Here is a 16,142-nt window from a genome sequence, read left to right as displayed (position 1 = left end):
TCATTTACATCTCCGCTTATTTCTAACATACTGAGAATAGAAGGAAGCATGCTTGTACAGGATAAGGAATGATGCCGGACGGAGACGTTTCCGTCAGGCTGTGTCATTTTATGTGCACAAGCTGTAAAAGCTTACCTTTCATCAAGACAAGCCATTAGGGAGAGTGATCCGATGTTAAGTGAGAAGCTGCTCGACAAGTTAAACGATCAAATGAATTATGAATTTTATTCCTCGCAGGTATATCTGGCCATGGCGGCCTACTGTTCGTCGGAGAGCTTTGATGGGTTTGCTAACTTTTTCATCGTGCAGGCGGAAGAAGAGAAATTCCATGGAATGAAAATATTCCACTTTATTAATACATTGGGCAAGCGTGCGGTGATCAGCGGGATGGAGAACCCTCAGAATGAGTACAGCTCCTTGCTTGACGCTTTTGAACATTCCTATGCGCATGAGCAGTCTGTAACAAAGCGTATCTATGAATTATCCGACATTGCGTGGAATGAACGCGAACATGCGACAATCAACTTCCTCAAGTGGTTTATCGATGAGCAAGTGGAGGAAGAGTCAACCTTCGACAGCATCATTCAAAAGCTTCGTCGTATTGACAATGACAGCAACGCTTTCTATATGCTTGATTCCGAGCTTGCGAAGCGTACGTTCACGCCACCGGCGGGCGAAGCTTAAGCTTATAGTCAGTCTAGAGAATAAAGAAGCTGCTTTCCCTAAGTGTAACAAGAGGGGAGCAGCTTCTTTTTTATCAATATACGCAGCGAATAATTGATCGACCTGCAGGTGGCACGGACAATGAGTGATCCCAACGGAATCACAGCGGGCCCCCCTAAGTCATGGCGTCCAGAGATGTGGAAAGTGCTTCAGCAGCAAATTGCTTGTCAAGCCATCATCACTATTCCAGACACAGTCGAGAAAGTGCACTTTGTTGGCTTGAACAGCGGGTAGTTCGTTCCAGCCTGAAAGTTGACGAAGTGCCGCTTGGGCAGCACTTATATTTCTAGCTGGTCTAACAAGGACGAATAAGCGATCACCCATGACATAATCCTTTAACTGTTCCGGTGGAATACAAAAGTACCTGCCCATGTTAGGCCGCACCATTTGCAGGCGCGGATCCATACGGAAGCCAAGTGGATGGTAAACCAGCTTGGCCAATCCCCACATCCGATTCAGCAGATACAACCTTTGATTATGATCATAAAATAGTACGACTGCCGTCTCCGTATCAGTCTGTTGGGAGTGAAGTTCTCTTAGTACTCTCCACATTTGCTCGATCTGCTGCTCATATTCATCGAGCCAGGCATGAGCCTCCTGTTTGATGCCCAAAATATGAGCTAGCTTGTGCAAACGCTGAGAGAGTGGAGCGTACTCATTAAAGGTAAACGTTGGCGCAATCGAAGCAATCTGTTCGTACTGCTCACTCCCATAACGGCTTAGTAGTACAAGGTCAGGCTGCAGTGCACGGATCTTATCTGGAATAGCGGGAAAACCGATTTCCTGTGTATCTTTCAGCCTTGCACGAAACCAGTCCACATGGTGTTGGCGCAAATCTGCTCCTACAAGAGGAACATGAAGTGCAAGCAGATCGCCAAGTGTGCTGGCGTCGTCATAAACGATACGCTGCGGACGAGTTGGAATGAGAATCTGCCTTCCCCGCCAATCTTTAATGCATTGCTCCGTGCTGTGCAGTTGTGAATACTGGCTTGGTGTCAGGCCTGTAATGCGTCGAAAGCGACGGCTAAAGTACTGTTCGTCCATGTAGCCAACTTGGTGTGCCACTTCCCATACACGCTTTGTTGATACGGTCAGCAGTTCTTTCGCTTGTTCGATTCGGAGCGCGGTCATATAATCAATTGGTGTCTGGCCCGTTAAGCGCTTGAACATACGACAGAACTGCCAGCGAGGGAGCTCAGACATAGCAGCTAGTTGTTGTACGGTTATATCTTTATGGAAGTTTGCTTGTAAAAAGGAAATGGTATCTATTATGGCTGCTTTAGGATCGACGGCCGGGACTGGCTGAGCAGTTAGCTGTTCCAATAATTCACTAAGCAAGGCAAGGAACTGCTGTTGATATTTGAGCCAGGTTAGATCGTCATGTACAGTCGAATATTGAAGCAAGGTTTCTATTATCTCTAATATTTTTGAGACGGAACATTCTCCGTAGTTGAGCTCCATTCCCCATACTTTAGCTAAATGAAAAGGCTCTCCTCTACGGTGTTCCACTTCAAAGGCTAGTTCATAGAGCAGGCCATCTTCACTTACGCGTTCTAGTTCGGCAGTTTGGGTAGGGGCAAGAAGGAAATAGGATTGATGTCCCGCTAAATAATGCTGACGATTCACGCTCAGCTCGACATGTCCTTTTATGATCAGCAGCAAACGGTATTCGGCTGGTCGTGAGACTGTATTATTAATGAGAGCCGGCGTGTCCGACGTTATTTGGCGTATGCTGTTTAAGAAGTAAGAAAGGGAACGCAGCTCGGAGTTCTTTTTCTCTGTTTTGTTCAAAGCCATGGCAGTACCTCCAGCTCAGCTTTAATTGAGAATTATTATCGCTACTATATATCGGAAGTGTATAATATCAAAAAGCCATTTTCAAGGTAAGTCGAAAATGGCTTCGTTCTATAGTGAAATTTGTTATTTAATCAGCATATTTGGGAGTTCATCCAGCAGCAGGTTGGCCGTTGTTGCATCGTCATAATTCCACTTGTAATCCACTTTGACCATCTTTCCATTTTTGACGGCAGGGATACTGGTCCAGATCGGACTTTTCATAAAGGTTTCTAGTTCTGCTTGTCCGTTTTTGTCCACATTCGTGAGTACAAATAAGCGATCCCCAACATATTCATGCAGCAACTCAGCGGACACTTCAGGATAGGCTTGCCCGGCATCGATAATCTCCTGTACTTTGGGAGCAGGTTTAAAACCAAGCGGATGATATAAAGTACTCGTTATGCCAGCACTTCCCATGACGTACCACTTCTTATTGCCGAAGAAGACCAGGGCGGTTGCTGTTTCACTTTTACCGATTACTCCGTCCTGTCGCAGCTTGTTCCAACTATTTTTTGCTTTTTGCTCATAGCTCGTAATCCAACTTTCCGCTATTTGTTCTTTTCCGAGTAATTTCCCGAAGTTTCGTACCGTATCTGCTATCGATAATGTGTAATCGTAGGTGATGGTAGGGGCTATTTTAGAAAGATTGTCGTATTCTTTATCATTCATCACATCACCTAGCATAATGAGATCTGGGGTCAGTGACAGTGTCTTTTCCAAATTAATGGGGAAGCCGATATCCTCTAGCTGTTCCACTTCCGGAAATATCGTTTTGTCATAGTAACGTTTATCCAGTCCTACAATGGGTACGTCAAATATTTTCAAGTCACCATAACGATTGCTATTGAGGACAATCCGTTGAGGGTTGACTGGCACTTGAACTTGGTTTCCCTCCGAATCGGTGAACTCTCGCGTAGAGGGAGAGGGGGACGTCGTTTTTGTTTTAGATTCTGAAGCAGTCGTCGGTGAACCTACCTTCTCATTTGAATGATCGGATGCTCCGATATTATTGCAAGCAGCCAGCAGCAGGGCAAGCAGCAGAAATGCAGTTGTCAAGGTATTGAATTTTTTTCTGGAGTATCGTTTCATGAATTGTCTAATCCCCTTATCATAAACATAATTGACACAATTATTGATAATCTTTATCAGTTAGTCTATCTTAGAACAATTATGCTCCTGCACTCAATGGACAAAAAATATGACTTTTGTGCAGACTTTGCTGATAGCAGTCACTCTACGGTTGATTTAGTGCATTGGCAACAGAGGCATTGATTTATCGTCATATACATTCGAAGGAGAGGATGGATGTCATGGAGAATCAATCTTCACGTGTACAGGATACCGTTATTAGAAATTTCTTCACGACTGAAGGCAGATTAAAGAGCTTACCCGCTCAACTTAAGAAGAAGTTGATTATATTGGATCATATGGCAGCGCAGCTGGAAAAGGGAAGAAAGTACAAAGAAAAGGAGTTAAACGAGTTTATTAAACTATATCATGATGATTTTGCTACGATTCGCCGGGAGTTTATTATGCATCAATTCATGTATAGGGACAATGATGTATACGAGTTAAATCCAAGGGAGATGTGGGCGCGATGGAAAGCACTGTCGTGAGGATCGTCTTTATAGTTATAGATTAAAGCTGCGATGCGTCATTTCAAAAGAAGACAGACCGTAAACACCTGTGCGAATGACAGGCATTTACGGTCTGTTCTGAAATAAGGCGTCTAGTTCACTGCAGAACAGGACTGGACGACGCTCCACACCGCATATGGGCCGCTGTTCTGATCTGGCCGTTGATTTTGAGACCACCACTTGGCCTGATAAAGGACACCATTATAAGATGCCTGATGCCCATTCAAGTAGGCGGTGGAAGCATTCCATTCGTTATTCGAGCAAATGCTGCTCTTGACGGTAGTTACGCTGAGCGGAGCGCTTGCCTCGGACAAGTTGTTGCTTCCGTCTCTTGCTTTGACAGTAATCGTGTAGGTTGTGCCTGGGTTAAGAGAATAAAGGGTTGCGGAAGTACTGGATGTCCATGCGCTTGGAAGCAGGTTCCCATTCACAAATATATCATAGCCAACTAAAGTCACATCATCCGTGGTTGCATTCCATGTGAGGGTTACATTGTCCTGTGCGGTAGCTGCTGCCACTAATCCTGTTGGTGCGAGCGGAGCAACGATATCATGCGGCACGCTGCCGGGTGCTTTTAGATTCTTAATCATTTCCCTGAGATTAGGCATGAATCCGATCTTGTCGCGAGCCGGGTCAGCTGTCGGTGTATTGTACGCAGCACTCTTTATCAGTCTGCGCAGCTCAGCCGGTGAGTATGGGGTGCCAAATGTTGCCTTGGCGATCCCTTGCATGGAGATGGCCGATGCTGTCACGATCGGAGACGCTGCCGATGTGCCGGCAAAGTCCTTCATGTAACCTGTGGTAGAGTTCGCGTCAACGGCATCGAGTGTGTGCACATCCCATGATCCCCATGCATACGCATCGATACGATTGCCGTGCGTACTGAAGCCCATGCGTTTATGGGGCAGACTGGCGCTGGCTGCTCCAACGATTATCGCACCTGAATCGCGGAAGTCCGGGTGATTCGGATTCAGGATGTACTTACCATCGACCGTTTGGAACCGATCCAAGTCTACGTTGCCGTTACCGGCTGCTTCAACAACGGTGATACCGCGATTGACCGCATATTGAATGGCGTCGAATTCCGCAGGATATACTTCGATCGGGATATACCCTGAGGCAGTAGGATAACTAGTCTGTGCCTCAAGCAAGATGACATCGCCTGCTGATAACGTATTGGCTGCAACGATGATTGCTTCCGCGGTATTGTATGTATAATTTGTGCGGTGCTGGGAAGAGGCAAATGGCTGCGCTTTACTTGCCAGGCCAATATTGCCGATCGTATTATCTACCGCAGACACTTGTCCGAGTACGGCTGTACCGTGTCCGAAGTACAAGGCATTTAAGCTGCCAGGCAGCAAGGGAATGGCGTGATTGACCAGGTCCTCATGGTTAAACGCCCAGCCTTGTTCAACATCAACCCACTTGATACCTTTGCCATCGCCCCCCTCGAACTGCCATGCATAAGGCGCATGAATACCTGATGGAGCGGGAGAGGCATAACCTTGAAGCGGATAGTTAGGATCATCGTCAGGTTGTACGGGTGTAGAGTTAGGTGTGAGTGGGATAGATGGGGCCATTACTGGCTGCGGCTTGATGTAAGCTTCCTCGACAAGCGGCGAATCCTTGAACTGCTTTAGAAGAATGTCCATGTTAGCACCGTCTGGAATAGACACGGTATAGTATTGTTCGAAAACGGATAGATTTCCTGGTGCTGAAAAGAGGGACTGTGAGCTGTTATCTAGTATGGAAAATAAACGGCTGAAGTTTAATTGTGGGACTTGTGTAAGCGCGGCATGAAGTGAAGGATCTTGAAGTGCCTTAACTTCGGCATCAATTTGATCTTGATACGGTATATCGACATGCGGCTTAAACTTGACGACAATCTCTTCGGGATACTTGAATGTAGGAGACAAGGGAGCCGACGGAGGATCTGCTTCTACTGCGTTAGCAAGGCCGCCATGGAACGATGATAGGGACATAAATAATACGGTGGCCATAATGAGGGGGATGATACGATTACGTTTCATATATTCTCTCCTCTTTCGTATAGTAGCTGTCGAAAGCTACTATATATGGACGTGCGCTTCTGGTCAAGCCCTATGTATTCGTATACAAAGGGCTCAGCGGATGATAGCTAGCGTTTTCACCTTGGGGAAAAAAGCACGCAAAGCATCCTCAAGATAGCACAATGCTTCTAAATTATTTATTATAGTAAAATAATGGTATTTTATATATGATAGAGAAGGCAAGATCAATACGATTTTGTCTATCATATTATTTAGGAGGGTTTCGATGAAGTCAAAAAAGTCTTTACTTAGTGTATTGGCGTTAGGGGCTTTTGCTATCATGATCTGCACTGCTCCTGTATATGCGACAGTTACTTCTTTCGCGAAATGGCCAAGCAGAATCCATACGATGAACGTCTCGTTGAGTTCAAAAGATGCTGCTGCCTGGAACGAAGGGGCTGCCAAATGGAGAAATGCTTCACATTTTAGCCTGACAACGGTTGTAGGTGCAGCGACAAAATATTATGCCTACGATGTTAACGACTCCAGAGTAGATTGGGACGGTATTGCCGATTATACGGTCACGAATGGAATGATCTCGAATGCGCAACTAAGAATGAATACGTATTACACCTCTACTGCCAAATACACATCAGCTATTAAAGCAGCTGTCACGGGTCATGAGATTGGCCACTCCCTCGGTTTGAATCATACTTCTATTGTAGAAACCAGCTCCATCATGCATCCCTATACGTTTAACAGTGACGGTACAAGAGCACGTGCGCTGTCTCCTTCTGCTTCTGATCTTGCGGTTGTTAACAACTTGTATCCATTAATGAACGGGGTAATACAAGAGGGCACAAGCTCAAACCAAAAGGCGAGCGGTGTATATCTGCATCCGTCTTGGGCTGTTCACTATAAAAACGAGCAGCAGTTAGCCAAGGCGGCTGATCTAGTCGTCCAAGGTAGAGTGGTTGCCGAGGCGGGCAGCAAGTATGAAGAAGGGGAGTATCATACTTATGTTACGCAAGCTAAAGTTAAAGTTAAGCAAGTGATGAAGGGAGACCGGTCTCAAGCGGGTACACAGATCCGGATTGCCCAGATGGGTGGAAGCGATGGCAGGTTGAATGTATATGCTGAGCATACAACTTATTTACAAGCCAATCAGGAAGTGGTTTTGTTCCTGCGCAAATCAGATCATGGTACGTATAAGCCTCTTAATGAAGACGATGGTGTGTTTATTCTCAAAAATGGTCAGTTTAACAATATATCTAGTCAAAATCAGCTTCACTTTTAAACGTGTATTTGTAAAATTATAGCGGCGCAGCTGAAACAATTGGATACCAAGGAGCGTTAAGATACTGAGGTGATGTATCGTGAGGAAATTAGTTATGATCCTAGCCATTCTCCTTCTCAGTGCCTGTATGAATAACGAGACAGCAAAGAAGGCGGATCCTGCAACACTAGAGCCACGTTTGCAATCCGCTGCTTCCTTTCCTTACCCCTCGGTGAGATGGAATCATCAAACGTACCGAATAACCGACGTCACCTTATCGGAAGTAGACGAAGAACTAGGAGAAATTGCAGGTTACTCTCTGGATGAGACCGAGACGTTGACCGAACCTTATTCCAACTACTATCGAGAAGGTACCAAGCTTTATGCAATCAAAGGAGAGTCCAGCAGTAAGGCGATTGCGATTAAGGCATGGGAAGGGGTATACATTCAAGCGGTTGCTGCACCTTAGTATTATCAGTGCGGTATTTGTCGTTAACGTTTATGTGAATTTACAAATATGACTATTTTTATTGTTGAAGCGTGGTATAATTGCAGGAAATAGATGGGAGTGAGGTGCGATATGCCCGTTCAAACATTTAGAGCAACTGCAAGTCTGCAGGAAGGCATGGTCGTGAAGGCGCAATCCAGAAATTTCGAAATTACGTTAGACGAGCCTAAATACTTAGGCGGTACAGATACAGCTATGAATCCGGTAGAGTTACTATTATGTGCGCTGGGAGCCTGTCAGTCCATTGTTGCCCGCGTATATGCCCCTAAGTTCAACATTGAACTGGAGGAATTCCGAGTAGAAGTGGAAGGGGACCTGGATACGGACGGTTTTATGAACAAATCAGACGTTCGGCGAGGGTACTCGGATATCAGGTACAATATTCACGTGAAGTCAAATGCTGCGCTGGAGCAGGTAGAGGAATTCGTTCAGTTTATTGAGCGAACTTGTCCGGTAGGAGATTCCATCAGCAATCCAGTTAATCTGGTGCTGAATCGAATTGTATTAGAATAACGGCATGTGTCCGCATGAGACTGTTCGCATTTATAAATAATAAGCAAGCCCCCTAATGGGGGCTTTTCCTATTTAGTGGGCTATTATGAGATACGAATCAGCTTATGTTGTGCCATTATCCGGTTTGTATGAAATTTTCCTATATGACATTTGTCATGTCTCGTACTTGACGTTTATGACTACTACAAACCAGATGAATTTCCTATACTGAAAATAGGAATCTACAGCCGTGCGAACGGCGGAGACGTTCTATGCGCCCTATAGTAGGAGGAAAAAGATAAAATGAATCAATCCAAGCTGGCTAACTTAAAGAAAAATGTCGCACCCTACGAGCAAATCGATACGAAGTCGAGTATTAAGCAGATCATAAACACTTTAGTACCTCTGGTTCTGCTTTGGTACGCTGCATATTTAAGTCTTTCCGTATCTTATTGGCTCACAGTTCCAATTGCAGTGCTTGCTTCTGGATTTGTCATACGTACATTTATCATATTCCATGACTGTTGTCACCAGTCTTTCTTCAAGAGCCGTATGGCTAACGATATATTAGGCACGATTACAGGCGTATTGACGCTTGTGCCTTATCAGCAATGGAAAAATAGCCACTCGATCCATCATGCGACGAGCAGTAATCTGGACAAACGGGGTACCGGAGATATGTGGGTGCTGACCATTGATGAATATAAGGCAGCGCCTTTATTTACGCGTATCGCTTACCGTATCTATCGGAATCCGGTTGTCATGCTGGGTTTGGGCCCGATCTTTATCTTTTTGATCTCTTATCGCTTTAATCACAAAGGAGCAAGAAGAAAAGAACGGATCAATACTTATGTAACGAATGTATCTATTGTGGCTTTATATACGATTTTGGTTTGGGCAATCGGTTGGCAGGCATTTGTGCTTGTACAGGGCCCGATCTTTTTCTTGTCGGGTGTACTTGGTATTTGGCTGTTCTACGTGCAGCATCAGTTTGAGGATTCCTACTTTGAGCATGAAGAAGAATGGAGTTACGTACAGGCGGCTGTAGAAGGCAGTTCTTATTACAAACTGCCAAAGCTGCTGCAATGGATAACTGGCAATATCGGGTTTCACCATGTTCACCATTTAAGTCCGAAGGTGCCTAACTATAATCTGGAGAAGGCGCATAATGCGACACCGCCCCTTCAGAAAGCGACAACGATCACGCTGCGCACCAGCTTGAAGTCTTTGCGCTTCCGGTTGTGGGATGAGGAGAACAAGACGTTTGTCAGCTTTAAGGATTTAAAACAGCTCCAACACAGGCTTGGTCGCTTATCGGATAAAGTGAGCAATCGCAGACCGAAGGTGCAGGGTGAATAACGAATGATCAGAAGATAGCCGTTTTGTGCTACTATACAATTAAATACGTATTCAGCTTAGAGTAAGGAAGGAGGAAGACGAGCATGCAGAAATGGTATCAAATATTTCACCGTAATACGGGACTTAGTCCGTACGTATGGGTCGTCTTTTACATCCTTCCTTTTTATTTTATATTTCGGGCTTCTTCCACCTATGAGGTCGTTATCGGGATTGTGATGATTGTTGCTTTTTTTATCTGCTACATGCTTTCTTTTGTTTCAAAAGGTTGGCTTGTTTACTTTTGGACCTCCTTACAGATCATCATCTCCGTTACGATGACGATGCAGTTCGGATACGTTTATTTCTCCCTGTTTTTGGCGTTTTTTATTGGCAACATTCAGCATTGGATCGGATTTGTAACGCTATATTCTATCCATTTAGTTACGACGGTTGTGACCATTAATGTTGGATTTGTAACCAAGAACTCGCTGCTCATTACGCAATTGCCTTTTGTCCTCGTCAGTCTGATTGGAGTCATTCTACTTCCTGTGACAACTTATAACCGTAACAAGCGGGACAAACTTCAAGGTCAACTGGAGGATGCAAATAAGCGGATCTCTGAGCTCGTCAAGCTGGAAGAACGTCAACGAATTGCCCGTGATCTGCATGATACTCTGGGTCAGAAGCTTTCTTTGATCGGCTTAAAGAGCGATTTGGCTGGGAAATTAATAAGCAAGAATCCAGCTCAGGCCCAAGTGGAAATTAACGATGTCCGTCAAACAGCCAGAAGCGCCCTTAAAGAAGTGCGGGAGATGGTGACTCAGATGCGGGGCACACGGCTAGAAGATGAGATGTTCCGCATCAAGCAAATCTTAAAGGCGGCAGAGATTGAGTTTACGATGGAGGGCGACGAGAAGCTAAGCAATACCTCTTTGTTAAATGAGAATGTACTCAGTATGTGTCTCAAGGAGGCTGTAACCAATATCGTGAAGCATAGTAGCGCTTCGACATGCTCGATTATGATCCAGCCGTCAAGGACTGAGCTGTGCGTCAAGGTGCAGGATAATGGCATCGGCATTGCAAGCGAGTCTCCTTATACGAGAGGGAACGGGCTGCGGGGCATGAAGGAGCGGCTTGAGTTTGTAAATGGATGTATGGAAATCCATTCAGATAGAGGTACAACGGTTATCATTAAAGTACCAAACGTATTTAAGCAGCCAGAAGAGGAGGGAAGCTCATGATCCGAATCGTAATTGCGGAGGACCAGAGGATGCTGCTTGGAGCGCTCGCTTCCTTGCTTGATCTGGAGGACGATATGAGTGTTGTCGGCAGGGCAAGCAACGGTGAGGAAGCTGTAAAGCTTGTGCATCTCCACAAGCCCGACATCTGTGTCATGGATATTGAGATGCCTGGAAAGAGCGGGCTTGATGCAGCCGAGGAATTAAAAGGATTTGGCTGCAAGGTGATGATATTAACAACTTTTGCACGGCCTGGTTATTTTGAACGGGCACTCAAAGCGGGAGCCAATGGTTATTTGTTAAAAGACAGCCCAAGTGAGGAACTGGCGGATTCCATCAGAAGCATTATGGCAGGTAGACGTATTTATGCTTCAGAACTGGTAGACGAGGCTTATGGAGAAGAGAATCCATTAACCGAGCGCGAGAAGGAAGTACTGAGTCTGATTGCCGATGGGAAGAACACCAAACAAATTGCGGATCAATTGTATCTTACGACAGGAACCGTGCGGAATTATATCTCAGTTATTCTCGACAAGCTTAATGTAGGAAATCGAATTGAAGCCATTACCCGTTTTAAAGAGAAGGGCTGGTTCAAGTAAATAGAGATCAGAAGAAGATGTGGCTTATATATGGTAATATGATCTTGATAAGTAATAACGGGGAGCTGACGCTCCTCTTTTTGTTATACAACGAGGCTTATTTTATTACTGATGAGCGAATTGGTGAAAGGAATAAGGAGAACAGGATGACATCTACTATACATATACCTCGATTAGGGGTAGGTGCGGTTATTCAAAATGAGAACAACGAAATTTTGCTCGTGCTGCGAAACCGGAGTCCCGAGAAAGGAACATGGAGTATCCCTGGGGGGAAGGTGGATCTGTATGAGTATTTGGAGAGCTGTGTTATACGAGAGGTGAAAGAGGAGGTAAACCTGGATATCGAAGTGAAGGGCCTATTAACTACAGCGGAAACGATACGAGCCGAGGATGGGGAACATTGGGTATCCGTTATTTATGATACCATTGTTCGAAGCGGTGAGGCTTGTAATATGGAAAAAGACGGAGCGATCGGCGCAGTCCGTTGGTTTCCGATTGATCAGCTTCCTGACAATTTGGCATGTTTCACCGTACCTGCAATAGAAAAGCTGCGGGAGCGAGCCGGCCTCGAAAAGTAAGGAATCAATCAGCTACAGGAAGAATACCTATGCTCTAAAACGAACGAGCATCGCTGTCGCTAACTTGAATGTTCGAATTCGAGCGGTTTATAATAAACGTAATCTTTCCATTTGGGGTGAAGCGGATGTCTTACCGTATCGTTCGAGGTAGCTAGTTTTCGGGCTGGAAAAACACGCGTGCCAGCCATCAAGGGGGGAGTCTGCCCTTTTGATCTTACGAACTATGCTGATGAACGACAGGTTGGGCGGTTTCGCGATTATCACGTTTTAATTATGGAAAGGGTGTTTATAGATGAAAGCTTTTGATTCTGTTGCTTATTACGATAAAGTAGGCCGCATAAATGGATGGGACTTCTCTCAGATGAAGTTAACCTCGGAAGGTATTGGATGGGATTTCTATCAGGAAGTTGTTCGTGCATGCATACCATCAGACTTCTTGCTTGATATTGGAACGGGCGGCGGAGAAGCTGTATTGGCTATAGCCGGCTCCGCTCAACTGATCGTTGGGATTGATCATTCATCAGGCATGATCAAGACAGCGGTTCAAAACTTAAACCGAGCGGGTATCCCAAATGTACGTTTTATGCAGATGGATGCAGAAAAATTGCTGTTTCCAAACGAATTCTATAACGTAGTGTCCTGCCGTCATTCGGGATTTTATGCAGAAGAAGTAGCCCGAGTATTAGCACCGGATGGCCTATTTATGACGCAACAAGTAGGGGAGCGGGACAAGATCAATCTCAAAGCGGCGTTTGGCAGAGGACAAGCGTATGAGTCTATGCCAGAAACTTTAATGAGGGGGTATATCGCCGAATTAAGTGCTGCTGGTTTCCGGGATATTCAATTTGATCAATATTATGCAACGGAATATTATGAGACTCCGGAGGATCTCTTATTTCTGTTAACGCATACACCAATCATTCCTAACTTCGGTGAAGTGAAGGGTGATATGGAGGTGTTTGAACAATTTGTAGCGGATCATATGACGGCCCAAGGGATTATAACCAATGCTGAGCGTTTCATGATTGCTGCGAAGCGAAGAGGCTAACGTTGGTGTACTGAATAGCATTAAGGAAAGGGTGCTTGCGATGCAGGCACCTCTTTTAATGTGGTTTATGCTTGTATGAAGGCTATTATTTTCATGTAGCGTATTCCCAACAAAACTGCTAAGTTAATTAAAGGCCATAAGGCTGACGACCAACTTTATTGTAAAATATAAATATATAGAACATACATGATCAACATGGAATGGGGAACAGGTATTGAAGACGTTTAAAAAAGTATACATCGAGATTACAAGCGTATGTAACCTGGCCTGCACTTTCTGTCCGCCAACGGAAAGGAAGGCTAATTTTATTAAGCTGGATACTTTTAATCACATATTGGATCAAATAAAGCCACATACAGACTATATCTATTTGCATGTCAAGGGTGAGCCTTTGCTTCATCCCAAAATGGATGAACTGCTGGATGCGAGCCATGAAAAGGGCTTTAAAGTTAACATTACAACCAACGGTACTTTGATCCGGAAAAATAGACAAAAGCTGCTGGGCAAGCCTGCCCTGCGGCAGATGAATTTCTCGCTTCACAGCTTTGATGGGCATATTGGTTCAGAGGATCGCGACGGGTATTTGAAGGAAATCCTTTCATTTGTACGGGAAGCAAAGCAGTATAACGTTATCTTTTCGTTTAGACTTTGGAATCTAGATCAAGATAACGTGACCAATCAAGTGAAGAATCGCAATCGCGAGACGCTGGAAATTCTGGAGCAAGAGTTTAACCTTGATTATAAAATAGAGGAAAAAGTGATACGCGGCAGCGGCTTGAAGATTGCTGACAACGTCTATTTGAATCAGGACCATGAGTTTGAATGGCCTAGCCTGAGTGCCCCTGAGGATGATGGCAAAGGTTTCTGTCATGCGCTTCGCAGTCAGGCGGCGATTCTCGTGGACGGAACCGTTGTGCCGTGTTGTCTGGATGGAGAAGGTGTTATTAATTTAGGCAACGTTCACAATGATCCATTCTCCGAGATCGTAGAGAGCGAGCGGGCGAACAATTTGTTTTATGGTTTCTCGCGGCGTGAGGCTGTCGAGGAATTATGCCGAAAGTGCGGTTATAGAAAGAGATTTGGAACATAAGCTGCGGTTTGCTGCCTAACATTGTCTACAATTTACAGTTATTAACCAATCATGGATGGTACCATGCCAATGATTTAACTATTAAAAACAGCTCAAATCGAATGATGATGGGGCTGTTTTTTGTTATGTCCTGCGGGTTTCCTCTATGTTGAGAGCTCGGCGATGCGGGATAGATAGCAAATGGAATATGAACATATCATGTCAGGTGTATATCGATAACTGTTAAATAGGACTTTAGTTGGTATGTTGTGGATAGTCGTTTAGGTATCATTTTAATAGTGCAGGACACTTATACGGGGAATGACAGATAGGAGCGATAAATGTTGATCGAGATTACAGAATCCTATATTGATTCGTTGGCACCCAACAGCTCTGCCATCAAGAATGCGCAGGGACTCGTGAAGAAACGCAGCTTCGTGAGATTTAATCGCTCGCAGGACGCGACTTTGCTGTTTGGTGAATGTTCAGGTAGCGGTAAATCCAATTATCAGTGCTCGGCAGATTTTATTCATCCAGAGAAGCCAGTGCTGCGCTGCTCCTGTCCGAGCAGACAGCTGCCTTGCAAACATGCCCTTGGGCTGTTATACGCCTATGCTGGGGGAGCGGAATTCTTGGAAGCCGAAGTTCCAGAAGACATCCTTTCGAAGCGGGAGAAGGCGGAGAAACGTGAAGAGCAGAAGACAAAGCAAGCGGCTGAAGGCATTGAGACGAAGCCCAAGAAAGTAAATAAATCAGCATTAAAGAAGAAGATCCAAGCGCAATTGGATGGACTGGAACTGTTGGAGAAGCTCGCGCTTTCGCTCATACGTGGAGGATTGGCGACTATAGACAAGAAAGTGCTCAAGACGATCGATGAGCATGTCAAGCAAATGGGCAATTATTATTTGACTGGTGCTCAGATTGAGCTGCGTCAATTATCTTTACTGCTCAAGCAAGCAAGTGAACAAGATGAGCTTTACACGTACGCGATGGAACAGTTGACACTAATCCATGCGCTTGTGAGGAAAGGTCGAGCACACTTAACGGCCAAGCTTGCTGATCCTGATCTCGCGCTGGATCACGAGTCGACAATCGAGGAGTGGCTTGGCCATGCGTGGCAGTTGGACCAACTGAAAGCGTGTGGGCTGATGAGGGAACAGGTTGAACTCGTACAGCTTGCATATTTCAGTTATGATGATCAGGCAAGACAGGAGCTTGTGGATTTGGGTTATTGGCTGGAACTATCAAGTGGAGACATTCATAGAACAATCCAATACCGCCCTTATAAGGCGTTAAAGCATATGAAGGAAGAAGACAGCTACTTTGATGCTGTACAGGTATCCGCTCTATATACATATCCCGGTGAAATGAACCGCCGCGTTCGTTGGGAGGACATGATTCCGCGACGTATGGAGCTGCAAGAGATAGAGTCGCTATCGAAGCTTGGGCAGCGATCTTTTGCGGAAGCAATTAAGTTGGTGAAGAACCAACTTAAAAATCCGTTAAGTGACCGGAATCCGGTGATGCTTCTGCATGTGTCGGAGGTTCTTCAGAATGAGCAAGGCCACTATGCCATTGTCGATCAGGCAGGGCATCATCTGGCGCTGGAGGATATCACTCCGACAAATCAAGGATCAGTAGAGCTGCTACCTTATATTCCAGCTGAACAATTGTCGGATGCAACGATGCTGGTTGTGTTCGAGTATCATATGGGTTCAGGTAGACTCGTTGCACAACCGTTAACCATTATCAAAGGCGCGGATATGATCCGACTATTATATTAGGAGGCTG

The 16,142-nt window shown here is 45.1% G+C and carries 15 protein-coding genes; 12 read left to right on the top strand and 3 right to left on the bottom strand.

The genetic code is table 11. From position 1 onward, the window contains the following. Positions 1-171 precede the first annotated feature (171 nt). On the top strand, positions 172-684 hold the full coding sequence (locus QP775_RS20910) for a ferritin (protein ID WP_239331518.1): 513 nt from the start codon (positions 172-174) through the stop codon (positions 682-684). 159 nt (positions 685-843) lie between these two features. Here QP775_RS20910 and QP775_RS20905 read toward each other — a convergent pair whose 3' ends face one another. Continuing rightward, positions 844-2,520 carry an AraC family transcriptional regulator gene (locus tag QP775_RS20905; protein WP_285108814.1) on the bottom strand — a complete coding sequence of 559 codons (1,677 nt, stop codon included), beginning with the start codon at positions 2,518-2,520 and terminating at the stop codon, positions 844-846. A gap of 123 nt (positions 2,521-2,643) precedes the next feature. After that, a complete protein-coding gene (locus QP775_RS20900; RefSeq protein ID WP_285108813.1) occupies positions 2,644-3,615 on the bottom strand; it encodes an ABC transporter substrate-binding protein in 972 nt (323 codons plus the stop codon). Between the two features lie 254 nt (positions 3,616-3,869). Between QP775_RS20900 and QP775_RS20895 the strand changes: the two genes are divergently transcribed. Continuing rightward, a complete protein-coding gene (locus tag QP775_RS20895) occupies positions 3,870-4,175 on the top strand; it encodes a DUF2087 domain-containing protein (protein WP_483312036.1) in 306 nt (101 codons plus the stop codon). A gap of 113 nt (positions 4,176-4,288) precedes the next feature. On the opposite strand, the gene QP775_RS20890 is transcribed toward QP775_RS20895, so the two are convergent. Further along, entirely contained in the window at positions 4,289-6,226 is a 1,938-nt protein-coding gene (locus tag QP775_RS20890; protein WP_285108812.1) for a S8 family serine peptidase, read from the bottom strand. 265 nt (positions 6,227-6,491) lie between these two features. Here QP775_RS20890 and QP775_RS20885 point away from each other — a divergent pair, with 265 nt between their 5' ends. The 10 genes from QP775_RS20885 (at position 6,492) to QP775_RS20840 (ending at position 16,135) form a co-directional block, all read left to right on the top strand. Next, the gene (locus QP775_RS20885) at positions 6,492-7,502 is read left to right on the top strand and encodes a matrixin family metalloprotease (RefSeq protein ID WP_285108811.1); all 1,011 of its coding nucleotides are present in this window, start codon (positions 6,492-6,494) and stop codon (positions 7,500-7,502) included. 79 nt (positions 7,503-7,581) lie between these two features. Beyond that, on the top strand, positions 7,582-7,950 hold the full coding sequence (locus QP775_RS20880) for a hypothetical protein (protein WP_285108810.1): 369 nt from the start codon (positions 7,582-7,584) through the stop codon (positions 7,948-7,950). Between the two features lie 111 nt (positions 7,951-8,061). Further along, complete coding sequence (locus QP775_RS20875) at positions 8,062-8,502, top strand: OsmC family protein (protein ID WP_285108809.1); 441 nt, start codon at positions 8,062-8,064, stop codon at positions 8,500-8,502. Between the two features lie 282 nt (positions 8,503-8,784). Next, complete coding sequence (gene desA / locus QP775_RS20870; protein ID WP_285108808.1) at positions 8,785-9,840, top strand: Delta(5) desaturase DesA; 1,056 nt, start codon at positions 8,785-8,787, stop codon at positions 9,838-9,840. A gap of 83 nt (positions 9,841-9,923) precedes the next feature. Further along, the gene (locus tag QP775_RS20865) at positions 9,924-11,060 is read left to right on the top strand and encodes a sensor histidine kinase (protein ID WP_285108807.1); all 1,137 of its coding nucleotides are present in this window, start codon (positions 9,924-9,926) and stop codon (positions 11,058-11,060) included. Beyond that, the gene (locus QP775_RS20860; protein ID WP_239331536.1) at positions 11,057-11,656 is read left to right on the top strand and encodes a response regulator transcription factor; all 600 of its coding nucleotides are present in this window, start codon (positions 11,057-11,059) and stop codon (positions 11,654-11,656) included. The genes QP775_RS20865 and QP775_RS20860 overlap by 4 nt, the downstream gene beginning before the upstream one ends. 146 nt (positions 11,657-11,802) lie before the next feature. After that, complete coding sequence (locus QP775_RS20855; protein WP_285108806.1) at positions 11,803-12,234, top strand: NUDIX domain-containing protein; 432 nt, start codon at positions 11,803-11,805, stop codon at positions 12,232-12,234. A gap of 292 nt (positions 12,235-12,526) precedes the next feature. Then, positions 12,527-13,282 (top strand): class I SAM-dependent methyltransferase, encoded by a 756-nt coding sequence (locus QP775_RS20850; RefSeq protein WP_285108805.1) that lies wholly within the window; start codon positions 12,527-12,529, stop codon positions 13,280-13,282. A 214-nt stretch (positions 13,283-13,496) separates the two neighbouring features. After that, positions 13,497-14,372, top strand: coding sequence for a radical SAM/SPASM domain-containing protein (locus QP775_RS20845; RefSeq protein ID WP_285108804.1), 876 nt, complete (start codon positions 13,497-13,499; stop codon positions 14,370-14,372). 323 nt (positions 14,373-14,695) lie between these two features. Then, on the top strand, positions 14,696-16,135 hold the full coding sequence (locus QP775_RS20840) for an SWIM zinc finger family protein (protein WP_285108803.1): 1,440 nt from the start codon (positions 14,696-14,698) through the stop codon (positions 16,133-16,135). Positions 16,136-16,142 lie beyond the last annotated feature (7 nt).

The sequence above is a fragment of the Paenibacillus sp. UMB4589-SE434 genome (assembly GCF_030226685.1).
GTDB lineage: Bacteria > Bacillota > Bacilli > Paenibacillales > Paenibacillaceae > Paenibacillus_B.
Note: the sequence above shows the minus strand (reverse complement) of the source record. Positions and strands in the feature narration are given on the sequence as shown.